The organism is Moorella naiadis (nom. illeg.), assembly GCF_051020825.1.
Classification (GTDB): domain Bacteria; phylum Bacillota; class DSM-521; order Neomoorellales; family Neomoorellaceae; genus Neomoorella; species Neomoorella naiadis.
In genome coordinates, this window is sequence record NZ_JAXGFQ010000005.1 from 71,271 (window position 1) to 95,368 (window position 24,098).

Here is a 24,098-nt window from a genome sequence, read left to right on the forward strand (position 1 = left end):
ACCGGATAAACCGCAGTGGAAGGCGAGGGATCAGGATTATGCACTCCTTACGCTGGAGAATCACCCTGAACTTCGTAGCGCTACTTTTCTTAACCTTGCTGGGGGCCTATCTTTACCTCCACCTGGTCATCCTCAATGCCTTGAGCCTGCCTCTGCTTCCTCCCTTCCAGGCGGGGCCCCTGGCCGGCAAGCTGGAAGGGGAGCTCTTAAAGGTCATGTTCCTGGTTTTCCTGTTCCTGGCTGGAGGCACCTTTATCCTGGCCGGTGGTATAATCACCCCCCTCAGGGCTATATTGCCCCTTACCCGCCGGATTGCCGCCGGGGACCTGGAACAGCGGATTGAGATACAGAGCGATGACGAGGTAGGTTTATTAAGCCACCACTTAAATGTTATGGTGGAAAACCTGCGCAATAATTTCCGGGAGCTAGCGGCCGAACGTAACCGGATGGAGGCTATCCTGGCCAGTATGACGGACGGCCTGGTAGCCGTCGATCAGGTCGGCAGGGTGATTATGGTGAACCCGGCAGCTGAGGAAATGATCGGCAAAAAAGGCCCTGAAATTGTGCATAAATACCTCCTCAAGGTTATCCGTAACCATGAGATTGATGAAATGGTCAAGGAAATCCTGGCCAGCGGCCTGCCCCTGGAACAGGAGGTCAGGCTCTTCCCCACTACCAGCCAGTTATTTAAGGTGCACGGCATGCCCATTACCAGCGAGCAAGGCCGGGTGGTAGGTGCTGTCCTGACCATGCGTGATATTACCACTATCCGCCACCTGGAGCAGATGCGGACGGAATTCGTGGCCAATGTCTCCCATGAATTACGTACCCCCTTGACTTCAATCCGGGGATTTGTCGAGACATTACTGGAAGGCGCCCTGGAAGACCCGGAGGTAAGCCGGCGCTTTCTGGGCATCATTAATAACGAAGCCCGCCGCCTGCAACAGTTAATTGAGGATCTCCTGGCCTTATCGCGGTTGGAGAACCAGCCCCAGCGCCAGACTTCGGACCGGGCTGACCTGGCGAGTACTCTGGGACGGATCCTGGCTACGGTAACCCCCCTGGCCGGCGATAAAGGCGTTGACCTGCAGACGGAAATCCCTGAGGGTATACCGGCACTGGCTATTAGTGAGAGTTATTTGAACCAGGTGTTGCTTAATCTTATTGATAATGGGATTAAGTATACCCCGGCTGGGGGGAGGGTAATGGTGCGGGCCATCCCGGAAGGGGATGTAGTTCAGGTAGAAGTGGAAGATACCGGCATTGGCATTCCACCCGAAAGCCTGCCCCGGGTGTTTGAACGCTTCTACCGGGTGGATAAAGCCCGTTCCCGGGAAATGGGTGGTACTGGCCTGGGATTGGCTATCGTCAAACATATCGTCGAATCCCATGGCGGGAGCATCAATGTGACCAGCAAACCCGGACAGGGTAGCTGTTTCTTCTTTACCCTTCCGATCGCTAACGGGGGAGGGGAGGCGGAATAAATTACCGGGAAGCGCAGAGCACCTGGGAGTCAGGCCCCGGACGGTAACAGGCGGATTATTGATAACAAGGGGCGGGTAACCCTGCCGGCCCAGTTACGCCAGCAGTTGGATTTATACCCCGGCGCTGAAATTGAGTTTCTGGTGAAGGAAGGCGGGGAGTGGTATCTGCGGCGGGCCGACTCCCAGCCAAGTTGCCGTTATTGCGGCCTGCAAGTAGATCTGGTAACCATCGGTAGAGATACCCTTTGTCGCCGGTGTGCGGAGAAGTACTATCGGGCCCTGGCCCAAAAACTGGGCCTGGGAGAGGTGGGAGCAAGTGGGAATTTAAACAACAAGAAAGGGAAATTGCGTTAGATGTCGAAGTAAAGCTTAAAAAGCATATTTTTTTGTAACCAGGGCTGCTCAAGGGTAAACCCGTCGAAAGGCGGGGGCACAAAGCCATGGGTCTAAGGCTTCCCCATTGGAGAAACTGGCGGGAAGCTATGATCGCCAGGCTGCCGGCTCGTAGTGGCGGCATAGTCTTGTTGAGGAGCAAGGCTTTTTTTATTATCTGACGGATCGGCCCTGGGGGGAAGAGGATGAACGTTTCTTGGAGTGGCAGGAGATTAAGTTTTGGCTGGGCCGGCTGGCAGCCCATTCCCCCTTTACCTACCGGCATTCTCTGGGCGTAGCCGCCCTGGCACTGAACCTGGCTCAGACCTGCGGTTTAGAGACAAATAATTGCCAGGCTATTTATGAAGGAGCGCTGGTACATGATGTTGGTAAACTAACCATCACCAGCTCTATCCTGAACAAGAAAACCCCCCTGACGCCGGAGGAGTGGCAGGTTATCAGGAACCATGCCCGGGCGGGGGTTAAGCTCTTGGCCTCTACCAGCACCAACCGGATGGTACTGGAGCTGGTAGCCTATCATCATGAACGCTGGGATGGGCGCGGCTATAATGGTATTAAGGACGTGCACATCCCCCTGGGAGCCAGGATTATCGCCTTAGCGGACGCCTTTGAAGCTATGACTTCCTCCCGACCCTACCAGCAACCTCGCCCGCTAACAGCAGCCTTAAAAGAAGTTGAAGATAACGCGGGAACCCAGTTTGACCCGGAACTGGTGCCGGCTTTTTTTACCATGATCCTGCGACTGTTAAAAAAGAATAACCGCCTGGCGTCGCAAAGGGGCTTTGAAAATTAATCTAACCTTAACAGGCCTGATATTGATTTTTAACAGTAATGAGTTATAATATCAGTGAAAGGAAGACCTGATTACCTTCAACCAGGTGTCCTCTGACCTCCTTAATATATACTACTTTACAGCCCAGATTTTCTGGGCCACTTTTTTAGGTCAGCAACTACCCTTACCAACCCAACGTTAATCCTGATTGACTAACGCCAAGCCGCGACGGGCGGTTACTGATCTGCCCCCCGGCCGACCCTGTGTTAGTATTAATCCCCCCTGGCGGATATTATTTATAGAAGGGGCAGCTTAAAATTAAAATAAAAGACCTTTAATATTAGATTAATAACCTGTTGCTATACTATAGAAGGACAAAAAGGATTAGCAAGAGGAAGCAAGCGTAAATAAGAAGGGAGTTGCAGCCAGTGTTATTTGAAGCCGATCTCCACACCCATACCATCGCCAGCGGTCATGCCTACAGCACTGTTAAAGAGATGGCCGCGGCGGCGGAAAAGCGCGGTTTAAAAATGATCGCCATTACCGACCACGGGCTGAAGATGCCCGGTGGTCCCCACGAATACTATTTTGGCAACCTGGCGGCCCTGCCCCGCAAGATTGGCGGCGTGGAAATTTTGCGGGGCGTGGAGGCTAATATCATTGATACCGAGGGGCACCTGGATCTACCAGAACGCCTCCTGGAGGAATTGGATATAGTCCTGGCGGGATTTCATGCCCTGACTGGTTTTGACGGTCGCTCCGTAGAAGAATATACTCGGGCCGTCCTGGCAGCCATAGCCAACCCCCGGGTCCACCTTATCGTCCATCCAGGCAACCCTGAGTTCCCCGTGGATATCGAAAAGCTGGTCCTGGCGGCGGCTAGTGAGCATAAAGCCCTGGAAATCAACAATAATTCCTTTAGCGTCAGCCGCCAGGGGAGCCTGCCACGCTGCCAGTTACTGGCCAAACTCGCCCAAAGGCATAAAGTGCAGGTAGCGTTAAATAGCGATGCTCATATCTTTACTTCAGTCGGTAATTTCACCCGCGCCTGGCAGGTCGCCCGTAGTGCTGGGATTAGCGAGGATCAGGTGATGAATAAAACGGTCGATCGCGTTAAGGAGTACCTGGGCTGGCATCGCCGCCACCGGGAAGCAGTCCAGGAAGGCAGAGTCTAAGATGGCAGGACTTCCCAAGAAGGTTTTCTGGTGCTATAATGACCCCGGAGGCTATAGGCACGCGGTGTGCTGCAGGGGTGCGGAGCCACTTCTCCTAAAATAGGGTTCAGCCAAAAGTGGTTGCAACTTACAGTAACAGCCGCGGGGCTGGCGGTACAGGCTCCGCGGAGAACGTAATTTTTCGTTCCTTAATTTACGTTACGATCCCTATCCCGTTCACCGCCGCGGCTTCGCTGAGTTTGCTAACGCCGCGAACCAAGTCGCCTTCCGCCTGTATCCGCCAGCCCCTGCCTCCACTTGCATTTTCGTCCTTCGTGACGGGCGCGTCAGCCCCCATGCGGGGCTCCCCCAGAAACAGGTTTGTTAGAAGTCTATTTGCGGAGGAAAAAGCACTGGCCAAGCTCAAAGAACGTTATGTCTGCCAGCAGTGCGGTTATGAATCGCTGGGGTTTCTGGGCCGCTGTCCCGGTTGCGACAGCTGGAACAGTTTGGTGCTGGAACCAGAAATAACTACAATCTCCCAGAACCCCGCGGCACCAGCCGCCACGCCGGTCTTGCTGGCGGAAGTTAACGATATCAGCACCAGGAGGCTGGTAACCTCACTGGGTGAGTGGGACCGGGTCCTGGGCGGCGGGCTGGTACCTGGTTCTTTGGTCCTGGTGGGCGGGGCCCCCGGAATTGGTAAGTCCACCCTGCTCTTGCAGGTGGCGCACCTGCTGGCCTGCAAGTACGGCTGTATCCTCTATGTCACTGGTGAGGAATCCGCCGGGCAGACCCGTCTCCGGGCCCAGCGGCTGGGTGCCCTGGACGGCGCCATCTACCTGCTGGCCGAGACCAATATCGAAGCCATTATTGACCAGATTGAAAAACTGCAACCGGCAGTAGTTATTATTGATTCTATCCAGACCATGATCCTTCCTGAGGTCCAGGCCGCCCCGGGCAGTGTTTCCCAGGTACGGGAAGGAGCGGCCCGTTTTTTACGCTTGGCCAAGGGTGGCGGCCCGGCGGTATTACTGGTGGGCCACGTTACCAAGGAAGGCTTCCTGGCCGGGCCCCGCGTCCTGGAGCACCTGGTTGATTGTGTCCTTTACCTGGAGGGCGAACGTTACCAGGCCTATCGTATCCTGCGGGCCGTTAAGAACCGTTTCGGCTCTACCAATGAGATCGGTGTCTTTGAAATGGCCGGTTCCGGCCTGGAGGAGGTCCGTAATCCCTCGGCCTTGCTCCTGGCCGAGCGGCCGGCCGGGGTAGCCGGTTCCAGCGTGGTGGCCTGCCTGGAGGGGACCCGGCCCTTGCTGCTGGAGATCCAGGCCCTGGTGAGCCGGACCAATTTTGGTAATCCCCGCCGGCTGGCCACGGGTATCGATTTCAACCGCGCCCTGTTACTGGCGGCCGTGCTGGAAAAGCGGGCCAAGCTGCCCCTGGGGGGGTATGATATCTATCTCAACGTCGCCGGGGGCATTGCCATCAACGAACCGGCGGCGGATCTGGCCGTCTGTCTGGCCATAGCCTCGAGCCTTCAGGATCGTCCCCTGGAATCCCGGACCCTGGTCCTGGGGGAGGTCGGCCTGGCAGGGGAAGTCCGGGCTGTAACGCAACTGGAGCGCCGGGTTGAAGAGGCTGCCCGGTTGGGGTTTAACCGCTTTATCGTCCCAGCTGGCAATAGTAAGGGCCTGAAAGATCGGCCCGGTTACGAAGTATATGATGTGCATATAGTAGGCGAAGCCCTGGAACTGGCCCTGGTTAAACCCCGAAGTTAAAGGGTAGATGTATAAATGTGAATAAAATAGCTAGCACCGAGCAGCATGAAAGCAATTAATCTGTTATAATAAATACTGAAGGGCGATAAAGGGAGGGTTGCATAATGTTTAAAGTCGGCGATAAAGTGGTATATCCCATGCACGGGGCCGGGGTTATCGAGGCCATTGAAGATCGCGAGGTCCTGGGCAGTAAACGGAAGTACTATATCCTGCGTTTCCCCCTGGGTGACATGAAGGTGATGATTCCCTTGGAGAGCGAACGGGCCGTAGGCCTGCGGGAGGTGATTGACGAAAAGGGTATCCAGGAAGTAATCAAGATCCTCAAGGAGCCCAAGGGGAGCGGCAGTGGCAACTGGAACCGGCGTTACCGGGCTAACCTGGAGAAAATGCGGAGCGGTAGCATCTATCAAGTGGCCGAGGTGGTGGGTAACCTGGCCAGGCAGGATCACGACCGGGGTCTTTCCACGGGAGAAAGGAAAATGCTGGAGAGCGCCCGGCAGATGTTGATTAGTGAACTAGTCCTGGCCCGCAACACCGAAAGGAATCAAGTGGAAAACTTGCTAGAAAAACTTTTAGCTTGAAATTCCTGAAGTTGGGATGGTATAAGATGCCGTCCCCTGAGGCAGAATCCAAGGGAAAGGAAGTAAAAAGAAGGTGAAGAGATGTTGTATCGTATCTTACGCGGGGTTGTCGGCTTGTTGGGTGCGGCCCTGGGCTTCTACGCCGGCCAGGTAGGGCTAAACTTGTGGCAGGTGGGCCACGGGGTGAGCCCGCCTGTGGGGGTGACCTGGACCCTGCTGGCTCTAGTGACCCTGGTAGCCGGTCTCCTGGGTTATAGCCTGGCCCAGCACATAATTAACCTGGTTACCCAGTCCATGCACTGGCTGGAAGGGAGGTTGCAACGCACTCCGGCGCAGGAGATTATTAGCGGGGCCCTGGGATTAATCTGCGGACTTATAATCGCCAATTTATTAGGGGCGTCCTTTATTCATCTGCCCCTGGTGGGACCCTATATTCCCATGGCCGGGAGTCTCCTTTTCGGTTACCTGGGTTGGAGCCTGGGTACCAAGCGCCGGGATGAAATGTGGGCCCTTTTTAATATTTTCCCCCGCTGGGGAGGCAAGGAGCGGGATAAAGGCAAGGCCGAAGCCGCCCGATCGGGGGCTAAGATCCTGGACACCAGCGTCATTATTGACGGCCGGATCGCCGATATTATTAAAAGCGGCTTTATAGAAGGAACAGTCATTATTCCGGCCTTTGTCCTGGAAGAACTGCGCCATATAGCGGATTCCTCGGATCTGCTGAAACGCAACCGCGGGCGGCGCGGCCTGGACATCCTCAATAAGATCCGCAAGGAGAATAATATCACCGTGAAGGTCTCCGAGGTCGATTTTGACGACCTGGCGGAGGTTGACAGTAAACTGGTCCGCCTGGCCCAGAAGATGGGCGCCCCGGTCCTCACCAATGACTACAATCTGAACAAGGTGGCCGAGCTTCAGGGCGTCAGGGTTTTGAATATTAATGAACTGGCCAATGCCGTTAAACCCGTTGTCCTGCCGGGGGAGGAAATGACCGTCCAGGTTATTAAAGACGGTAAGGAAATGGGCCAGGGAGTAGCTTACTTAGATGATGGGACAATGATTGTCGTGGAGAACGGCCGGCGTTTCATCGGCCAGACCGTGGCCGTCCTGGTAACCAGTGTCCTACAGACGGCTGCCGGGAGAATGATCTTCGCACGGCCGAAGGGTGCCGAACGCAAGCTGGGCACCCATCACCAGACCCTGGAACGGAGCGAGTACCAGTGCCTTTCTTGAGTCTGATTATTGCCGCCGCCGGCCAGGGAAAACGCCTGGGCTGCGGGGATAATAAAGTCTTTCTACCCCTGGCCGGCAAAGCCATGCTGGCTTATAGCCTGGCGGTAGCCTGTTCCTCCCCTCTGGTGGATGAAATCATAATCGTTACCCGGCCGGAGGATATTCCTCGCTGCTGGCAGGTAGCGGCCAGGGACGGGGGCGACAAAGTCAGGGCGATAGTTGCCGGCGGCGTCGAACGCCAGGATTCCATCGCCGCAGCCCTCCAAGCCGTGGCGCCGGCAGCAGAATGGGTGGCCGTGCACGATGGTGCACGGCCTTTTTTGACGGTAGAGTTGCTGGAGAGGGTGATTATGGCGGCCCGGACTACCGGGGCCGCCATTGTGGCCCTGCCGGTCAAGGAGACCCTTAAGCAGGGAGGCGCAGCCGGGCTGGTGACAGCTACCCTGGACCGTCGCGGTCTCTGGTCGGTTCAGACGCCCCAGGTTTTCCGCCACGAATGGCTGGTGGAGGCCTATCGCGAGGCGGCGGCGAAGGGTTGGCAGGCAACCGACGACGCCACCCTGGTAGAAAGAATGGGTTACCCCGTCAAGCTGGTTCCCGGCGAAGAGACGAATATTAAGATTACCACTCCCGGCGACCTGGTCCTGGCTGGGGCCATCCTGGGGGGTGCGAGTTAATGCGAATTGGCTGCGGTTATGACGTGCACCGCCTGGTTCCCGGCCGGAGGCTGGTATTGGGGGGGGTAACCATTCCGTACACCCGGGGACTGGAGGGGCACTCCGATGCCGACGTTCTGCTTCATGCCCTGGCCGACGCCCTTCTGGGAGCGGCCGCCCTGGGGGATATCGGCCACTACTTCCCCCCCGGCGACCCCCGCTATCGCGACGCCGACAGCCTCCTTCTTTTAAAGGAGGCCTACCGGCACGTCCGCGCGGCGGGCTACTCCCTGGCCAACGCCGATACCATTATTATCGCCCAGGAACCCCGCCTGGCCCCCTATATTACCGCCATGCGGGCGCATATCGCCACCGCCCTGGGAGTGGATCCAGATAGAATAAGTGTCAAGGCTACTACTACCGAGGGTCTGGGTTTTACCGGGCGGGGGGAGGGTATCGCCGCCCAGGCCGTAGTATTGCTCCTTGACAGTGCAGCCGGACCCGGTTTATAATTACCCTGTATTAACAGCGAGGAACAGGAGAGTAAGCGTACCGGGAGTCGCCAGAGAAGGGCCATCGGTGGCTGGGAGTGGCCCTGGATGACCGGACGTTGAAATGCACCTGGGAGCTGCAGGGCTGAAATCTTTGAGGGAGTAGGTCCTGCCGGCCGGCCCCGTTACGGCCCGGGAGATTATAGCCTGCTGAGTGGAGGAGTAATCCTCAACCAGGGTGGAACCACGAGAACCCCTCGTCCCTGACCGGAGAGGGGGTTTTATTTTAGCGGCGAAGGAGATGACGGCTTTGTGGCGGCGGCTGAAGAAGGATATTGAAGTTGTCTTCCAGCGGGATCCGGCGGCTCACAGTGTCCTGGAGGTCATCCTCTGTTACCCGGGCTTCCATGCCTTGATCCTCCATCGCCTGGCCCATGCCTGCTACCGCCGGGGCCTGATCCTGCTGGCCCGGATTATCTCCCAGTTTAACCGTTTCCTGACGGGTATTGAAATCCACCCGGGGGCCAAACTCGGAGAAGGGATCTTTATCGATCACGGTATGGGCGTGATTATCGGCGAAACAGCAGAAGTGGGCAATAACGTCACCCTTTACCAGGGAGTCACCCTGGGGGGCACCGGCAAAGAAAAAGGCAAACGCCACCCCACCATCGGCAACAACGTGGTTATCAGCGCCGGGGCCAAGGTTTTAGGCAACATCACCATCGGTGACAACGTCAAAATCGGCGCCGGTTCCGTCGTCCTTAGGGATGTACCACCCAACTGCACCGTGGTCGGCGTGCCGGGGAAAGTGGTGGTACGTAACGGCCGCAAGATTGCCGACGCCGAAGTGAGTGCCGTAGACCTCCGCCATGAAGAACTACCGGACCCGGTGGCGGAGATGCTCCTCTGCCTGCAGAGACAGATCCAGCGTTTAGAGCAAAGGGTTGAAGAATTGGAGGCCGAAAAGGATGGGCATTTATCTTTACAATACCCTGACGGGAAGCAAGGAGGAGTTTACACCGGCTGAACCGGGCCGGGTACGCATGTATGTCTGCGGCCCGACAACCTATAATTATATCCATTTGGGTAACGCCCGGCCCCTGGTGGTTTTCGACACCATTCGCCGTTACCTGGAGTACCGTCACTATGACGTCTTTTACGTACAGAACTTTACCGACATCGACGATAAGGTGATCAACCGGGCCCGGGAGGAACACCAGGATCCCCTGGCTATTGCCGAACGGTATATTGGGGAATTCTTTACAGACGCCGACGCCCTGAACGTCAAGCGTGCCTCCCTGTACCCGCGGGTCAGCCAGCATATCGACGCCATCATCACCGCTATCGCCACCCTCGTCCAGCGGGGCTATGCTTACCCCGCCGGGGGGGATGTTTATTTCGAGGTGACCAAATTTCCGGCCTATGGCCGCCTGTCTAAAAGGACCCCCGGGGAGATGCGGGCCGGGGCACGGGTGGAGGTCAATACCTGCAAACGCAATCCCCTAGATTTCGCCCTGTGGAAGGGGGCCACCCCGGGGGAACCATCCTGGGAGAGCCCCTGGGGACCGGGGCGACCGGGATGGCATATTGAGTGTTCGACCATGGCCCTCCAATACCTGGGGCCGGGATTCGATATCCATGGGGGCGGTGCTGACCTTATTTTTCCCCACCATGAGAATGAGATCGCCCAGGCAGAGGCCCAGACAGGCTGCACCTTTGCCCGCTACTGGCTCCACAATGGCTTTATAACCATTAACCAGGAAAAGATGTCCAAATCCCGGGGCAACTTCTTCCTGGTAAGGGATATCTGCAGCCATTTCCGGCCCCTGGCGGTACGCCTTTACCTGCTGGCCACCCATTACCGCAGCCCCATTGACTTTGATGACGACGGCCTGCAAGCAGCGGAAAAGGGCCTGGAGCGGCTGGAGAATACCCGCCGCCTCTTGGGGGAAGCCCGTTGTCAGATAACAGGCGGGGTGGGAACAGCGGCCCCGGACGGGGGGACCACCCTGGCCGGCAGGGTCGAAAAGCTGCGCCAGGAGTTTATAGCCGCTATGGATGATGATTTTAATACGGCCCGGGCCCTGGCGGCCCTTTATGACCTGGCCCGGGAAATTAACACCTACTTGAACGGGGCGACGGCTATTGACCCGGTAACCCTGAAAACGGCGGCTAATGTTTTTGCAGAGCTGGGGGGAGAGGTGCTGGGCCTCTTTAGCCGGGCTGCCGGGCCGGTGGACGATGAACTCCTCGACGGCTTGATGAACCTGATCCTCCAGGTACGCCAGGAGGCCCGCCAGCGTCGGGATTGGGTTACGGCCGACGCTATTCGCGACCGCCTTAAGGAACTGGGGATCACCCTTGAGGACACCCCCCGCGGCTTCCGCTGGAAGAGGAGTTGAGTGGGTCTGACTTCCCTGGACCAGGCCCGGGCCCTCTACAAGGCTCACGCTGGAAGAGGAATTAAGTGAGCCGCGGGACCAAGAACGACCGGGTGCAGGTTGGAAAAGAGGGTAAGGGGGTTTAATGTGGATCCCACTGCTGATCTTTCACCTTTGGTCCTGGCCTATATCGGTGATGCCGTTTACGAGCTTTTGGTCCGGACCTATCTGGTCCGCCAGGGACCGGCCCGGCCGGAACAGTTGCACCGGGAGGCTATGAAATACGTGCGGGCCACGGCCCAGGCCCGGCTGGTCCCGGTCCTGGAGGAGTATTTGACTCCCGCCGAACGGGATATCCTGCGTCGGGGCCGTAACGCCCGTCCTGGACACCTGCCCCGTACCACGGCACCGGCGGAGTATCACTTCAGCACAGCTTTAGAAAGCCTCTTGGGTTATCTCTACCTCCAGGGCAATAACGCCAGGCTGGCGGAGATCGGCAGCCTGCTTTTTACCCTGGCCGGGAAGGAGGGGAAAACGGATAATGCTGATTGAGCAACCCCAAGTGCTGGTACCGGAAAGAGCCCTGGACCACAGCCTGCTGGCCAGGCTGGAGCGTTACGCCCGGGTTTGCTACAAGTCCGAGAACAAAATCAAGGGCGATTCGGCATCTTCCTTTTTAAAATCGATCCTGGCCCGGGGACACGAATCGGTTATTGAGCATGAAAAGATCACCGTCTTGATTATCGCCGATCGGGGTATATCCCACGAGATTGTCCGTCACCGCATCGGTTCTTACAGTCAGGAGTCGACCAGATACTGTAACTACGGTAAGGATAACTTCGGCAACGGGATAACGGTCATTGAACCCTTTTTCTTTACTGGTGGGGCTTACGAGATCTGGCGGGAGGCCTGCCTGGCCGCCGAGAAAAGTTACTTGGCTTTATTGCAGACCAATTCTCCCCAGGAGGCCCGTTCCGTCCTACCCACCTCCCTGAAAACCGAACTGGTAGTTACTTATAATTTGCGGGAATGGCGGCACTTTTTCCGCCTGCGCTGTGCCAGCACCGCCCATCCCCAGATGCGGCAGCTGGCCATACCCCTTCTCCTACTTTTCAAGGAAAAACTACCCGTACTGTTTAACGATATCAATTTTGATCAAACCTTTCCCAGGGAACACTATGCCCGGGTGATCATCACCGATGATCTCTTCTGCTGTCAGGAGGCAGACTGTTGACCGGAACCCCGCGGGTCACCGCGGCCCGGGGCAGGGAGGAAAGCCTATGACTGAACCCCTGGCCGGCCGGAACCAGGTCCGAGAAGCCCTCCGGGCCGGCCGGCCGTTACATAAGCTTTTCCTGGCTCCCCACCTGGAAGGCCGGATCATCACCGAGATTGTTAACCTGGCCCGACAGCAGGGTGTACCCCTGCAGCGGGTAGACAGGACAGTCCTGGATAAAATGGCTGGCCCCCATCACCAGGGGGTCGTCGCCTTGACTGCGGTGGCAGCCTATGCTGATCTGGAGGATCTCCTGGCCCGGTCGCGGGAACAGGGGGAGCCACCTTTCCTGGTCATGCTTGATGGGGTGGAGGACCCCCACAACCTGGGGGCCATTCTGCGTTCGGCAGAGGCCGCCGGCGTCCATGGAGTCATTATCCCCCGGCGGCGGGGGGTAGGGTTGACGGCGGCTGTTGCGCGGACGGCGGCAGGGGCCCAGGAATACGTCCCGGTAGCCCGGGTGACCAACCTGGCCCGGACCTTGACCGAGCTTAAGGATCAGGGTATTTGGGCCGTCGGCGCTGCTGGCGACGCCCCGCAAGAAGCCTATGCCGCTGATTTTACCCTACCGCTAGTCCTGGTTTTAGGCAGCGAAGGCCGGGGCCTCTCCCACCTGGTACGTTCCTATTGCGATTTGACGGTGCGCCTGCCTATGCGCGGCCGGATTAACTCCCTTAACGTAGCCTCGGCAGCTACTGTTCTGATGTACGAAGTATTGCGCCAGCGCGGCCGGGTCCGGTCTTAGAACGGGGTGGAGCCTGTGCCTGACGTGTTGATCGTGGATGGTTACAATTTTCTCTATAACTGGCCGGAATTAGCCCGCTTAAAGGAGGCAAGTTTTGACCACGCCCGCGATAAACTAATAACAGAACTGGTTAACTACCAGGCTTACTGGGGCGGGCGGGTCATCATCGTCTTTGACGCCCATAAAGTCCCCGGAGCCACCGAAAAAAGAGAACGGGTAGGGGAAGTGGAGGTCATTTACAGCCGTGAGGGGGAAACGGCCGATGCGGTCATTGAAAAGCTAGTAGGTAATATCAATACTCAGGGGCAAGTCTACGTCGCCACTTCTGATCAGGCTGAACAACGCATGATCCTAGGCAAAGGAGCCCTGCGTATACCGGTCCGCGAATTAAAGGTTTATGTAGAACAGGCCCGGCAGGAGATAGACCGGGCCGGGCAGGATGATGGCCCGACCGTGCGCCTGGATACGCGGATTCATCAGACGGTGCGTCAAATCCTGGAAAGGTGGCGCCAGCGCTGACAGGGACGGATGGTTAACTCTTGCGGTTGACGGTGGTTTCTTGTATAATTAGAAATGTCGTTGGACAAGATACCGGCCTCCTGCAGTTGTTGCTTGGAAATCCAGGGTGGAGGCGTTGACATGAGCGTTAATGTGCAGCAGGAATCCTTCCAACCATATGAGTTAATGGGTGATGAGGATATTGTTTGTCAGGCCCAGGAGGGCGATGAAGTAGCCCAGGAGTACCTGATTAATAAGTACCGTAACTTTGTCAGGGCTAAAGCTCGATCCTATTTCCTCATCGGTGCCGACCGGGAGGATATCGTCCAGGAAGGCATGATTGGCCTATACAAGGCCATTCGCGACTTTCGCGGTGACAAACTCTCTTCTTTCCGGGCCTTTGCGGAGTTATGTATTACCCGCCAGATTATCACGGCCATTAAGACGGCCACCCGGCAGAAACATATCCCCCTGAACTCATATGTTTCCTTGAATAAACCCATTTATGACGAGGATTCCGACCGGACCCTGCTGGACATTATCTCCGGCACCCGCATTACCGACCCGGAAGAATTGATTATCAGCCGGGAGGAATTCGGGGATATCGAGGAGAAGATGGGGGAGATCCTGAGCTCCCTGGAATGGAAGGTCTTAATGTCTTATCTGGAAGGCAAGTCCTACCAGGAAATCGCCGTGGACCTGAAACGCCATGTTAAATCCATTGATAACGCCCTCCAGCGGGTTAAGCGCAAACTAGAGCGCTATTTGGAGCGGCGGGACGGCGACACCCAGTAAATTACAGCCAAACAAGCCTTGACGACGGGCTTAAAGGGTGCTAAAATAATCTTCGCGCTTCGGAAGAAGCTGCGTAGGAAAAGCGGTTATTAAGGTAAGATGGAGGGGTTCCCGAGTTGGCCAAAGGGGGCAGACTGTAAATCTGCTGGCGCAGCCTTCGCTGGTTCAAATCCAGCCCCCTCCACCATTTGAGAAGTGAGAAGTGGGATATGAGAAGTGGGATTATAAAGATAGGAATTGGCGCAGCCAATTCCAACAAGTATCTCACCTCTAACATCTCACATCCCACATCCATATTGCGGGGTGGAGCAGTTGGTAGCTCGTCGGGCTCATAACCCGAAGGTCGTTGGTTCGAATCCATCCCCCGCAACCATGCCCATATAGCTCAGTAGGTAGAGCGTCGCCTTGGTAAGGCGGAGGTCACCGGTTCAATCCCGGTTATGGGCTCCAAACATTTTCCGTAGAGAACCGGACAAGATGCCTGGTTCTTTTTTTATGCCACTTGGGACTCCGCCCGGGAATAAAGTTCGACTATCGGAATGGGGTCTGGCCTTCCCTTTTGCTGGCGAAACTGCTATACTTAGGCCGAGGTGAAGTGCATTGCCCCTGACCTGCGGTATTATCGGTTTACCCCTGGTAGGCAAAACAACCCTGTTTAACCTTCTAACCCAGGCGGAGGCGGAAACCTCGGCCTTTGCCGGCCGTATCAGGACCAACATCCGCACGGCTCCCATACCCGATGCCCGCCTGGATTTCCTGGCATCCCTTTATCATCCTCGCAAGGTCACCCCCGCCACCCTGGAGATTATCGATGTCCCGGGCTTGATGCGGGGCTCCGGAGCGGCTTTCTTGAGTGCTGTCCGGGAAGTAGATGCCCTGATCCATGTCGTCCGTACCTTCCGTAATGAAGCAGTAATCCATGTGGAAGGCGAGCTCAATCCGGTACGGGACCTGGAGACAATTAATGCGGAACTGCTTCTGGCGGATCTGCAGCTGGTGGAAACCCGGCTGGAGCGGATTGCCACCAGTAAGAAAATAAAGCCGGAAATGCAGGCCGAACGGGAGGCCCTGGAGAAATGCCGGGAGGCCCTGGAAGCCGAAAAGCCCCTCTTGGAAGCCGGCTTGACGGCGGACGAATGGCAGGACCTGCGGCATATGGGCTTTTTGACAACTAAGCCCATGATTATAGTGGTCAATATCGATGAAGACCAGCTCCGCTCCGGGCATTATGCTGGGGAAGAAGAGGTCAAGTCCTATGCTGAACCAAAAGGTTTACCGATATTGACCCTTTGCGCGGGGTTGGAAGCCGAGATTGCCCGCCTGGAGCCGGGCGACAGGGAAGACTTCCTGCGGGAGATGGGCATCGCCGAACCGGGCATTGACCGCCTGGCCCGGGCGATCTATCACCGCCTGGGTTTGATCTCCTTCTTGACTGCCGGCGAAGATGAGGTCCGGGCCTGGACCATCCAGGCCGGCACCAACGCCCGGGCGGCGGCCGGTAAGATCCATAGCGATATTGAACGGGGTTTTATCCGGGCCGAGGTAGTCAACTTTGCCGACCTGGAGCGGTGCGGCAATATGAATAAAGTTAAGGAAGAGGGCCTGGCCCGTCTGGAGGGTAAAGATTATATAGTCCAGGATGGTGATATTATCAATTTCCGCTTTAATGTTTAGTTGACCTTTAGCCACTTGTCCCCCATATCCACGGGGGATTTTTTTGCCATTCGGGCAGCCCTGGCCGCTGCCCGGGTAAACGTGACCAGACGACATAGATTTGCCAAAGTAACCTGTTCCGGAGGAGCGACATAAAATACCATAAGGGCGCTAGAATCATTTTCGGAGGGGATATCCATGGTTGAAGTCCAGAGCCTACCGGAAGTAGAAGTGCGGGATATTATTGCCGACGGCGGCCTGCTCTTTCTTTTTCTCTTGTTGCTTATCGGCCTGATTATCTTTATATAACCCGGCGCCGGCCGTACAGTAACCAACTCCCAGCCTGCGGCATAGATTAAACTAAAACCTGGGGAGATTGGAAGGGGGGCCAACTATGGCGGACGGTTTTGTTTTTGGTAACTGGGCTTTTATCCTCTTTCTGGTACTGATCCTGCTTTTCTTCGGCAATTAGCTTTAGAAGAGGCTATTGCCTGGGGGCGCACCGGCGCCCCCTTTTAACTGCGGGCGATAGCCAGGATGCCGGCAATGATTAGAACCAGACCCAGGATGCGTAAAGGTGGCAGGCTTTCCCCCAGGAATAACCAGGAAACCAGGAAGACCAGGACATAGCCCAGGCTGACCATGGGGTAGGCGTAGCTCAGGGGCACATCGGCCAGGACTTTCAGCCAGAGGATAAAGCTGGCGGCGAAGGACACCAATCCGGTCAGGATAAAGGGACTTAGACCCAGACGAATAAATCCCTGCAAGTCAAAAACTACCCCGTCCAGATGCTGGACGCCGACCTTGAACAGGACCTGGGCCGCGGCACCCAGGAATACCGAAATAAGAATGAAAAACAGGACAGGCATAACCCTGCCTCCTTTCCCATGGAAATATTAAACCGGCCGTACTATACTAATCTAATATAACTCATTGCCGGTCATAAGCAACCCCCTTGGAGCATTAGAAGTCATTCATGGGGGCTGGGGCCGATCCACGAACCGGCGGACCACCAACGAAGGGAAAAAATGAGAGGCAGGCAATCTTTAATCTGAAACTCGCGTAGCCAGTTTCTACAGGAATCCCGCTTCTCACCTCCCACATCTCATATCTCATTTCGCAGGAGTTAATTTCCAGGTAGCCGGCAATAATATAGATGGACAGGCAGGAAAGAGCCCTGCGGGTGTAGAATATAACTCCAGGCCTTATCTGGCCCGAAGGCGTCAACAAACAGACATTGACAGGGCTTTATATTTATGCTAAATTAACTTGAGTGTCTTTTGGAGGAGGTGGCCGGCTATGCGGGTGGGAATTACCCTTGCCTGTACCGAGTGCAAACGGCGTAATTATATGAGCAGCAAAAATAAAAAAAATGACCCCGATCGCATCGAATTGAAGAAGTATTGCAGTTTCTGCGGTAGGCATACTGTCCACAAGGAAACGAAATAAGATAGGAGTTTGCATTGATGGTAACCAAGAGTGTGGCTAAACCGACCGCCAACAAAGTAGCCTTCAGCGAGCGGGTTACCAGATTCCTCAAGGGTTCCTGGGCCGAACTCAAGAAAGTCCACTGGCCGAGCCGCCGGGAGCTGGGTACCTATACCGCGGTGGTACTGGTAGCAGTACTTATTGTGGCCGTGTTATTATCTATTTTTGACTCAGCCTTTAGCTTTTTGCTGAGCAAATTGATCTTGCGCTAAGGCTGCGAGGTTAAAAATGGACAAGGCATGGTTTGTCATCCACACTTATTCCGGCTATGAAAACAAGGTTAAGGCCAACCTGGAAAAACGCGTTGAGTCCATGAATATGGGCGATAAGATCTTCCGGATCGTCGTGCCCATGGAAGACGAAGTCCAGATCAAGGACGGCAAGCGCAAAATAGTCAAACGCAAGGTTTACCCTGGTTACGTCATGGTGGAAATGGTTTTAACCGACGCTTCCTGGTATGTGGTGCGTAACACCCCCGGGGTTACCGGTTTTGTGGGTACGGGTAACAAACCCATTCCTCTACAGGAAAGCGAAGTCGAACAGATTTTACAGCAAATGGGTGTCGAGGAACCGCGGCCGCGTATCGATGTCGCCGTGGGCGAAAATATCAGGGTAACCAGCGGGCCCTTCGAGAATTTTATTGGTTCCATCGAAGAGATTCTGCCTGATAAAGGTAAATTGCGGGTCCTGGTATCCATGTTCGGCCGGGAAACACCCATTGAGTTGGATTTTAACCAGATTGAAAAAATAGGTTAACAGGGAGGTGCTTAGAGATGGCCAAGAAGGTAGCGGCGATTGTTAAGTTGCAGGTACCGGCAGGTAAAGCGACGCCAGCCCCCCCGGTGGGCCCGGCTCTGGGCCAGCACGGGGTTAACATTATGGCCTTTGTCAAGGAATTTAACGACCGGACGGCGGCCCAGGCCGGGTTGATTATTCCGGTGGAGATTACCGTTTTTGAGGATCGTTCCTTTACCTTCATCACCAAAACACCGCCGGCTGCTGTGCTGCTGAAAAAAGCCTTGGGTATTGAGACAGCTTCCGGCGAGCCCAACCGGAAAAAAGTGGGCAAGGTTTCCCGGGAAAAGGTCCGGGAGATAGCCGAGTTAAAAATGAAAGACCTCAACGCCGCCAGCGTCGAGGCAGCCATGCGCATGATCGAAGGCACTGCCCGAAGCATGGGCGTGGAAGTAGAAGGCTGACAATTATCCGGTGGGAGGAGCAATCCGCTAGCACCACAAGGAGGAATAACAAGTGCCCAAACATGGAAAAAGGTACCGGGAAATTAGCAAACTGGTATCCCGGCAGGAACTCTATGACCCCGACGCGGCTATTGAACTCTTAAAAAAGACGGCCAGCGCCAAATTCGATGAGACGGTGGAAGTGGCGGTAAAACTGGGCGTCGACCCCCGCCACGCCGATCAACAGGTGCGGGGGACAGTGGTCCTACCCAACGGTACCGGCAAGACCCGGCGCGTCCTGGTTTTTGCCAAGGGTGACAAGGCCAGGGAAGCCGAGGAAGCTGGGGCTGACTTTGTCGGGGCGGAAGACCTGGTCGAGAAGATCCAGGGCGGCTGGCTGGATTTCGATGTAGCCATCGCCACTCCGGATATGATGGGCCTGGTTGGCCGTTTGGGTCGTATCCTGGGTCCCCGGGGCCTGATGCCCAACCCCAAGGCGGGAACAGTGACCATGGACCTGGCCCGGGCTATTAAAGAGGTAAAAGCCGGTAAAATTGAGTTCCGGGTCGATAAAACAGCTATTGTCCATGCCCCCATAGGTAAGGCCAGCTTTGAGACCGATAAGTTGAAGGAGAACTTCCGGGTACTTATGGAAGCGCTGGTGAAGGCCAAACCGGCGGCGGCTAAGGGGCAGTATTTAAAGAGCATCAGCCTGGCCATGACCATGGGACCGGGGATAAATGTCAACCCCCTGCGGGCTGTAAAATAGCAGGTAAACTACCTAACTAAATAGCGTTTTTACCGGAGACAGCAGGTGCCCAGGGGCCTAAAATTGCCTGCCGAGGTGAAGAAGGGTAACCGTTCTCAACGGTTACTTGCATATTGCCCTCGTATGTCTGCGGGGGCTTAAATTTTTCTGGCAGACAGGAGGTGGTAAGGTGAACAAGCAGCGCGCAGCCAAGGTAGAAGTTACCAAGGAGATAAAAGAGAAACTGGGCTCCTCCATAGTCTCGCTCCTGGCCGATTACCGGGGACTCAATGTAGCGGAGATGACCAAACTCCGCCGGCAACTGCGGGAAGCCGGGGTGGAATTTAAAGTAGTTAAGAATACCCTGACGATCCGGGCGATCCGAGAACTAGGCCTGGAAGGCCTGGAACCGTACCTGGAAGGTCCCACGGCTATCGCCTTCAGTTCCACTGACCCAGTAGCGCCGGCCAAAATTTTGAGTGAGGTAATGCGTAACAGCAAGACCTTTCAAATAAAAGTCGGCGTCCTGCAAGGCAAGGTCATTAGCGCCAGCGACATCAAAGCCCTGGCAGATTTACCGTCCCGCGAACAGCTCCTTGCCCGGGTTGTCGGTGGCTTCCAGGCACCCTTGGCCGGCCTGGTCAACGTCCTGGCCGGGAACATCCGCAACCTGGTCTACGCTCTGGAGGCCATCCGCAAGCAAAAAGAAGAAGCCGCGTAGGAGAAGTCTATTTTCAAAGGAGGAACTCTGATTATGAGCAAAGTGCAGGAGATCATCGAAGCCGTCAAAGGGCTGACGGTTCTGGAACTGTCCGAGCTGGTCAAGGCCCTGGAGGAGGAATTCGGCGTTAGTGCCGCAGCCCCTGTGGCCATGGCCGTAGCCCCGGGTGCTGCCGCCCCGGCGGAAGCTCCGGCGGAAGAGCAAACCGAATTTGACGTCATCTTAAAAGCAGCCGGCGATAAGAAGATCAACGTCATCAAGGTCGTCCGCGAGATTACCGCCCTGGGCTTGAAGGAAGCTAAGGCCTTGGTTGACGAAGCCCCCAAGCCGGTTAAAGAAAAGGTTAGCAAAGAAGAGGCCGAAGGCATTAAAGCCAAGCTGGAAGAAGCTGGGGCCACTGTCGAGATAAAATAACCAGGTCGCAAGCCAGGGAGCCAGGGAACCCTGGCTTTAATTTATAAAATTTTTCTTGACATCAGCCGCCCCTTGTGCTATCATACTAAAATGCCATTAATTATGGGCGTAGGATTAAGCTTTGGCTTATACGGAAATAATAGGTAACAGGAACACTAGATTACAAAAGCGAGGTTTTTTAGTACCTTGCTTTTGAATTTCTTGTGGGGGGGCTTGAACTTTGGCTTATCCAGTCAAGGTCGGGGCCAGGGAACGGTGGACCTTTGCCAAAATTAAAGAGACCCTGGAGTTACCCAACCTCATTGAAATTCAGCGTAACTCCTACCAGTGGTTTATCGACACCGGCCTGCGGGAGATCTTCCGGGATATCTCACCGATCCAGGATTTCACCGGCAACCTGATCCTGCAGTTTGTGGACTATTCCCTAGGTGAGCCCAAGTACTCAGAAGATGAATGTAAAGAGCGGGACATGACCTTCGCTGCCCCCCTGCGGGTCAAGGTGCGCTTGATTAATAGAGAAACAGGCGAGGTTAAAGAGCAAGAGGTCTTTATGGGGGATTTCCCCTTAATGACCGATAAAGGTACCTTCATCATCAACGGTGCCGAAAGGGTTATTGTCAGCCAGCTAGTTCGTTCCCCGGGGGCGTACTATGCCGTGGGCATTGATACCAATGGCGCCCGGGTTTACGGGGCGACGGTGATTCCCAACCGTGGCGCCTGGTTGGAGTTTGAGACGGATAATACCGAGAGCATCTACGTCCGGATTGACCGCACCCGGAAAATCCCGGCGACTATCCTCTTGCGCGCCCTGGGCTATAACACCAATGCCCGGCTTCTCGAGCTTTTCGATTACGACGGGCGCATTCAAAACACCCTGGAAAAAGATAATACCGAATCCGAAGAAGAAGCCCTGGTTGAAATTTACAAGCGGTTACGACCCGGGGAACCGCCGACGGTAGATAGCGCCAGGAACTTGTTGGAATCCCTGTTTTTTGATCCCCGGCGCTACGATCTGGGCAATGTCGGCCGCTACAAGCTCCATAAAAAACTGGGCCACGGCATCCTGACCCAGGAGATAGATGGTCACGAAGAATACATTCGTACCCTGACCAAGGAAGATATTATCTATACCATAAAATACCTCCTGCGTCTCATGGACGGCGAGGTTAAACCCGACGATATCGATCATCTGGGCAACCGGCGGCTGCGTTCCGTCGGCGAACTACTGCAGAACCAGTTCCGCATCGGCCTGGCGCGTATGGAACGGGTCGTGCGGGAGCGGATGACCATCCAGGACGTCGACGTCATTACCCCCCAGGTTTTAATCAATATCCGCCCGGTGGTGGCGGCCATTAAAGAATTCTTCGGCTCCAGCCAGCTATCCCAGTTTATGGATCAGACTAACCCCCTGGCGGAGCTGACCCATAAGCGCCGGCTGTCGGCCCTAGGCCCGGGCGGTCTCTCCCGGGAGCGGGCCGGTTTCGAAGTCCGGGACGTGCATACCTCCCACTATGGCCGCATGTGCCCCATTGAGACTCCGGAGGGCCCCAACATCGGCCTGATCGGTTCCCTGAGTACCTACGCCCGGATTAATGAGTTTGGCTTTATCGAAACTCCTTACCGCCGGGTGGACAAGGAAAAGGGTATTGTTACCGATCAAGTGGATTACCTAACTGCTGATGAAGAGGACAAGTATGTTATCGCCCAGGCTAATGCCCCTCTGGATGACGAAGGCCACTTTTTAGAGAAGAGGGTTAACGCCCGCCAGGGCGGCGAGATCCTGGTAGTGCCGGCCGGCCAGGTAGACTATATGGACGTCTCCCCGAAACAGATGGTCAGTGTGGCCACCGCCATGATCCCTTTCCTGGAACACGACGATGCCAACCGGGCCCTCATGGGCGCCAACATGCAGCGTCAGGCTGTACCCCTCCTGCGGACGGAGGCCCCGGTGGTGGGAACAGGGATGGAGTGGCGGGCGGCCCACGATTCCGGTACAGTGGTCCTGGCCCGGAATGATGGCGTAGTTGAAAGGGTTACCGGACGTGAGGTCGTTATCCGCACCGATCAGGGCCAGCAGGAGACCCACCGCCTGCAGAAGTTCATACGTTCCAACCAGGGCACCTGCATTAATCAGAAACCCATTGTCCGCAAGGGCGAACGGGTGACCGCCGGTCAGGCTATTGCTGACGGGCCCTCGACCGACCAGGGTGAGCTGGCCCTGGGTCGCAATATACTGGTAGCCTTTATGACCTGGGAGGGCTATAACTATGAAGACGCTATCTTGATCAGTGAAAAACTGGTCAAAGAAGACGTCTTTACCTCCATTCATATCGAAGAATACGAGTGTGACGCCCGGGACACTAAACTAGGCCCCGAGGAAATCACCCGCGATATCCCCAACGTCAGTGAAGACGTACTCAAGGATCTGGACGAGCGGGGCATTATCCGCATCGGCGCTGAGGTGCGACCCGGCGATATCCTGGTGGGCAAGGTAACCCCCAAGGGGGAAACTGAGCTCACAGCCGAGGAACGGCTCCTGCGGGCCATCTTCGGCGAGAAGGCCCGGGAGGTCCGGGATACCTCCCTGCGGGTCCCCCATGGGGAATCCGGCATCATTGTTGATGTCAAGGTTTTTTCCCGGGAGAACGGCGACGAGCTGGCGCCGGGGGTTAATGAACTGGTGCGGGTCTATATCGCCCAGAAACGCAAGATATCAGTAGGCGATAAGATGGCCGGCCGGCACGGTAATAAGGGTGTTATCTCCCGGATCCTGCCGGAAGAGGATATGCCCTTCCTGCCCGACGGTACCCCCATCGAGATTGTCCTCAACCCCCTGGGTGTCCCCTCGCGGATGAACCTGGGCCAGATTTTGGAGACCCACCTGGGCCGGGTGGCCAGGGCACTGGGGATTACCGTGGCCACACCGGTGTTTGACGGGGCCACAGAGGAAGAGATTAAAGAGGCTTTCCGCAAAGCCGGCCTGCCAGAGGACGGCAAGACAATCCTCTATGACGGCCGCAGTGGAGAACCCTTTGACCGTCCGATAACTGTAGGTTACATGTATATGCTCAAACTCGCCCACCTGGTGGACGATAAGATTCACGCCCGGTCTACCGGGCCCTACTCCCTGGTAACCCAGCAACCCCTGGGCGGCAAGGCCCAGTTCGGTGGCCAGCGCTTCGGGGAGATGGAGGTCTGGGCGCTGATGGCTTACGGCGCCGCCTACACCCTCCAGGAGATTTTGACAGTCAAATCGGACGACGTTGTCGGCCGGGTGAAGACCTACGAGGCCATCGTCAAAGGGGAGAATGTCCCCGAACCCGGCGTGCCGGAATCCTTCAAGGTCCTGATTAAAGAGCTCCAGAGCCTGGGGCTGGACGTCAAGGTTCTCTCCGAGGAGAATGAAGAGATCGAGATTAAAGAAGACGATGACGACGACGTTGGCGAATCCGCCCAGGAGCTGGGGTTGGATGTTCACGGCCAGCCAGAGACGGTACCGGAAAATGGGGGGGAGAACGAGGAAGAGAGGGATGAGGACCTGGACTTTGATCCCGCCGATTTGGACCCCTCAGAATTGGAACTGGATGTCAGTGGAGGCGATGACCGGGCTATACCGGACGATGATTATGGCGATGACGAATAATCCTGGTCTTTAA

The 24,098-nt window shown here is 56.0% G+C and carries 26 protein-coding genes, 3 tRNA genes, 1 riboswitch and 2 other annotated features; of the genes, 28 read left to right on the forward strand and 1 reads right to left on the reverse strand.

All coding sequences use genetic code 11. The features are described from left to right. The first annotated feature begins 38 nt into the window (after positions 1 to 38). From pnpS to ychF, 20 genes are all read left to right on the forward strand, one after another. Positions 39 to 1,484, forward strand: coding sequence for a two-component system histidine kinase PnpS (gene pnpS / locus SDD30_RS04675; protein ID WP_434073777.1), 1,446 nt, complete (start codon positions 39 to 41; stop codon positions 1,482 to 1,484). A 57-nt stretch (positions 1,485 to 1,541) separates the two neighbouring features. Then, positions 1,542 to 1,838, forward strand: coding sequence for an AbrB/MazE/SpoVT family DNA-binding domain-containing protein (locus SDD30_RS04680; protein WP_434073870.1), 297 nt, complete (start codon positions 1,542 to 1,544; stop codon positions 1,836 to 1,838). Between the two features lie 43 nt (positions 1,839 to 1,881). Continuing rightward, positions 1,882 to 1,986, forward strand: a riboswitch (cyclic di-GMP riboswitch). 87 nt (positions 1,987 to 2,073) lie between these two features. Beyond that, complete coding sequence (locus tag SDD30_RS04685; RefSeq protein ID WP_434073778.1) at positions 2,074 to 2,670, forward strand: HD-GYP domain-containing protein; 597 nt, start codon at positions 2,074 to 2,076, stop codon at positions 2,668 to 2,670. Between the two features lie 407 nt (positions 2,671 to 3,077). Continuing rightward, a complete protein-coding gene (locus tag SDD30_RS04690; protein ID WP_434073779.1) occupies positions 3,078 to 3,824 on the forward strand; it encodes a phosphatase in 747 nt (248 codons plus the stop codon). Between the two features lie 392 nt (positions 3,825 to 4,216). Next, entirely contained in the window at positions 4,217 to 5,584 is a 1,368-nt protein-coding gene (gene radA, locus SDD30_RS04695; protein WP_434073871.1) for a DNA repair protein RadA, read from the forward strand. A gap of 104 nt (positions 5,585 to 5,688) precedes the next feature. Continuing rightward, the gene (locus tag SDD30_RS04700; protein WP_434073780.1) at positions 5,689 to 6,165 is read left to right on the forward strand and encodes a CarD family transcriptional regulator; all 477 of its coding nucleotides are present in this window, start codon (positions 5,689 to 5,691) and stop codon (positions 6,163 to 6,165) included. Positions 6,166 to 6,246: 81 nt separating this feature from the next. Continuing rightward, positions 6,247 to 7,398, forward strand: a complete 1,152-nt coding sequence (locus SDD30_RS04705) for a PIN/TRAM domain-containing protein (protein ID WP_434073781.1) — start codon at positions 6,247 to 6,249, stop codon at positions 7,396 to 7,398. Further along, positions 7,386 to 8,075, forward strand: a complete 690-nt coding sequence (gene ispD / locus SDD30_RS04710; protein ID WP_434073782.1) for a 2-C-methyl-D-erythritol 4-phosphate cytidylyltransferase — start codon at positions 7,386 to 7,388, stop codon at positions 8,073 to 8,075. The genes SDD30_RS04705 and ispD overlap by 13 nt, the downstream gene beginning before the upstream one ends. Beyond that, on the forward strand, positions 8,075 to 8,566 hold the full coding sequence (gene ispF, locus SDD30_RS04715) for a 2-C-methyl-D-erythritol 2,4-cyclodiphosphate synthase (protein ID WP_434073783.1): 492 nt from the start codon (positions 8,075 to 8,077) through the stop codon (positions 8,564 to 8,566). Before ispD ends, ispF begins: the two co-directional genes overlap by 1 nt. 10 nt (positions 8,567 to 8,576) lie before the next feature. Continuing rightward, positions 8,577 to 8,813, forward strand: a binding site (T-box leader). Positions 8,814 to 8,846: 33 nt separating this feature from the next. After that, positions 8,847 to 9,572 carry a serine O-acetyltransferase gene (gene cysE, locus SDD30_RS04720; protein ID WP_434073872.1) on the forward strand — a complete coding sequence of 242 codons (726 nt, stop codon included), beginning with the start codon at positions 8,847 to 8,849 and terminating at the stop codon, positions 9,570 to 9,572. Then, entirely contained in the window at positions 9,520 to 10,947 is a 1,428-nt protein-coding gene (cysS, locus tag SDD30_RS04725) for a cysteine--tRNA ligase (RefSeq protein ID WP_434073873.1), read from the forward strand. Before cysE ends, cysS begins: the two co-directional genes overlap by 53 nt. A 126-nt stretch (positions 10,948 to 11,073) precedes the next feature. After that, positions 11,074 to 11,478, forward strand: a complete 405-nt coding sequence (locus SDD30_RS04730; protein ID WP_434073784.1) for a Mini-ribonuclease 3 — start codon at positions 11,074 to 11,076, stop codon at positions 11,476 to 11,478. After that, a complete protein-coding gene (gene thyX / locus SDD30_RS04735; RefSeq protein ID WP_434073785.1) occupies positions 11,468 to 12,160 on the forward strand; it encodes an FAD-dependent thymidylate synthase in 693 nt (230 codons plus the stop codon). Before SDD30_RS04730 ends, thyX begins: the two co-directional genes overlap by 11 nt. A 46-nt stretch (positions 12,161 to 12,206) precedes the next feature. Further along, positions 12,207 to 12,947, forward strand: a complete 741-nt coding sequence (rlmB, locus tag SDD30_RS04740; RefSeq protein WP_434073786.1) for a 23S rRNA (guanosine(2251)-2'-O)-methyltransferase RlmB — start codon at positions 12,207 to 12,209, stop codon at positions 12,945 to 12,947. A gap of 15 nt (positions 12,948 to 12,962) precedes the next feature. Next, complete coding sequence (locus SDD30_RS04745; RefSeq protein WP_434073787.1) at positions 12,963 to 13,466, forward strand: NYN domain-containing protein; 504 nt, start codon at positions 12,963 to 12,965, stop codon at positions 13,464 to 13,466. Between the two features lie 120 nt (positions 13,467 to 13,586). Continuing rightward, positions 13,587 to 14,240, forward strand: a complete 654-nt coding sequence (gene sigH, locus SDD30_RS04750; RefSeq protein WP_434073788.1) for an RNA polymerase sporulation sigma factor SigH — start codon at positions 13,587 to 13,589, stop codon at positions 14,238 to 14,240. A 101-nt stretch (positions 14,241 to 14,341) separates the two neighbouring features. Then, positions 14,342 to 14,427 (forward strand) — tRNA-Tyr (locus tag SDD30_RS04755). Between the two features lie 110 nt (positions 14,428 to 14,537). Continuing rightward, a tRNA-Met gene (locus tag SDD30_RS04760) sits at positions 14,538 to 14,613 on the forward strand. Position 14,614: 1 nt separating this feature from the next. Next, a tRNA-Thr gene (locus tag SDD30_RS04765) sits at positions 14,615 to 14,690 on the forward strand. Between the two features lie 150 nt (positions 14,691 to 14,840). Continuing rightward, the gene (ychF, locus tag SDD30_RS04770; RefSeq protein ID WP_434073789.1) at positions 14,841 to 15,914 is read left to right on the forward strand and encodes a redox-regulated ATPase YchF; all 1,074 of its coding nucleotides are present in this window, start codon (positions 14,841 to 14,843) and stop codon (positions 15,912 to 15,914) included. A gap of 494 nt (positions 15,915 to 16,408) precedes the next feature. Here ychF and SDD30_RS04775 read toward each other — a convergent pair whose 3' ends face one another. Then, positions 16,409 to 16,762 (reverse strand): SMR family transporter, encoded by a 354-nt coding sequence (locus tag SDD30_RS04775; protein ID WP_434073790.1) that lies wholly within the window; start codon positions 16,760 to 16,762, stop codon positions 16,409 to 16,411. A gap of 430 nt (positions 16,763 to 17,192) precedes the next feature. Between SDD30_RS04775 and rpmG the strand changes: the two genes are divergently transcribed. The 8 genes from rpmG to rpoB all read left to right on the forward strand — a co-directional run bounded on the left by rpmG (position 17,193) and on the right by rpoB (position 24,085). After that, positions 17,193 to 17,342, forward strand: coding sequence for a 50S ribosomal protein L33 (rpmG, locus tag SDD30_RS04780; protein ID WP_109206918.1), 150 nt, complete (start codon positions 17,193 to 17,195; stop codon positions 17,340 to 17,342). Between the two features lie 17 nt (positions 17,343 to 17,359). Beyond that, the gene (gene secE / locus SDD30_RS04785) at positions 17,360 to 17,593 is read left to right on the forward strand and encodes a preprotein translocase subunit SecE (RefSeq protein WP_434073791.1); all 234 of its coding nucleotides are present in this window, start codon (positions 17,360 to 17,362) and stop codon (positions 17,591 to 17,593) included. A 16-nt stretch (positions 17,594 to 17,609) separates the two neighbouring features. After that, complete coding sequence (gene nusG, locus SDD30_RS04790; RefSeq protein ID WP_434073792.1) at positions 17,610 to 18,137, forward strand: transcription termination/antitermination protein NusG; 528 nt, start codon at positions 17,610 to 17,612, stop codon at positions 18,135 to 18,137. Between the two features lie 17 nt (positions 18,138 to 18,154). Then, positions 18,155 to 18,580: a 50S ribosomal protein L11 gene (gene rplK / locus SDD30_RS04795; protein WP_109206921.1), complete on the forward strand. Its 426-nt coding sequence runs from the start codon at positions 18,155 to 18,157 to the stop codon at positions 18,578 to 18,580. 52 nt (positions 18,581 to 18,632) lie between these two features. After that, positions 18,633 to 19,328, forward strand: coding sequence for a 50S ribosomal protein L1 (gene rplA, locus SDD30_RS04800; RefSeq protein ID WP_434073793.1), 696 nt, complete (start codon positions 18,633 to 18,635; stop codon positions 19,326 to 19,328). A gap of 14 nt (positions 19,329 to 19,342) precedes the next feature. Further along, positions 19,343 to 19,480, forward strand: a sequence feature (ribosomal protein L10 leader region). A 17-nt stretch (positions 19,481 to 19,497) separates the two neighbouring features. Next, positions 19,498 to 20,028, forward strand: coding sequence for a 50S ribosomal protein L10 (rplJ, locus tag SDD30_RS04805; RefSeq protein WP_434073794.1), 531 nt, complete (start codon positions 19,498 to 19,500; stop codon positions 20,026 to 20,028). A gap of 33 nt (positions 20,029 to 20,061) precedes the next feature. Beyond that, complete coding sequence (rplL, locus tag SDD30_RS04810) at positions 20,062 to 20,442, forward strand: 50S ribosomal protein L7/L12 (protein WP_434073795.1); 381 nt, start codon at positions 20,062 to 20,064, stop codon at positions 20,440 to 20,442. Between the two features lie 220 nt (positions 20,443 to 20,662). Further along, the gene (gene rpoB, locus SDD30_RS04815) at positions 20,663 to 24,085 is read left to right on the forward strand and encodes a DNA-directed RNA polymerase subunit beta (RefSeq protein WP_434073796.1); all 3,423 of its coding nucleotides are present in this window, start codon (positions 20,663 to 20,665) and stop codon (positions 24,083 to 24,085) included. The last annotated feature ends 13 nt before the right edge of the window (positions 24,086 to 24,098 follow it).

Excerpts from the sequence above, each read along its gene's own strand:
- rplK (WP_109206921.1), top strand. The coding sequence starts at position 18,155 with ATGGCCAAGAAGGTAGCGGCGATTGTTAAGTTGCAGGTACCGGCAGGT.
- secE (WP_434073791.1), top strand. The coding sequence starts at position 17,360 with ATGGTAACCAAGAGTGTGGCTAAACCGACCGCCAACAAAGTAGCCTTC.
- ispF (WP_434073783.1), top strand. The coding sequence starts at position 8,075 with ATGCGAATTGGCTGCGGTTATGACGTGCACCGCCTGGTTCCCGGCCGG.
- pnpS (WP_434073777.1), top strand. The coding sequence starts at position 39 with ATGCACTCCTTACGCTGGAGAATCACCCTGAACTTCGTAGCGCTACTT.
- rplL (WP_434073795.1), top strand. The coding sequence starts at position 20,062 with ATGAGCAAAGTGCAGGAGATCATCGAAGCCGTCAAAGGGCTGACGGTT.
- rlmB (WP_434073786.1), top strand. The coding sequence starts at position 12,207 with ATGACTGAACCCCTGGCCGGCCGGAACCAGGTCCGAGAAGCCCTCCGG.
- nusG (WP_434073792.1), top strand. The coding sequence starts at position 17,610 with ATGGACAAGGCATGGTTTGTCATCCACACTTATTCCGGCTATGAAAAC.
- SDD30_RS04775 (WP_434073790.1), bottom strand. The coding sequence starts at position 16,762 with ATGCCTGTCCTGTTTTTCATTCTTATTTCGGTATTCCTGGGTGCCGCG.
- cysE (WP_434073872.1), top strand. The coding sequence starts at position 8,847 with ATGACGGCTTTGTGGCGGCGGCTGAAGAAGGATATTGAAGTTGTCTTC.
- thyX (WP_434073785.1), top strand. The coding sequence starts at position 11,468 with ATGCTGATTGAGCAACCCCAAGTGCTGGTACCGGAAAGAGCCCTGGAC.
- rpmG (WP_109206918.1), top strand. The coding sequence starts at position 17,193 with ATGCGGGTGGGAATTACCCTTGCCTGTACCGAGTGCAAACGGCGTAAT.
- SDD30_RS04700 (WP_434073780.1), top strand. The coding sequence starts at position 5,689 with ATGTTTAAAGTCGGCGATAAAGTGGTATATCCCATGCACGGGGCCGGG.
- SDD30_RS04705 (WP_434073781.1), top strand. The coding sequence starts at position 6,247 with ATGTTGTATCGTATCTTACGCGGGGTTGTCGGCTTGTTGGGTGCGGCC.
- sigH (WP_434073788.1), top strand. The coding sequence starts at position 13,587 with ATGAGCGTTAATGTGCAGCAGGAATCCTTCCAACCATATGAGTTAATG.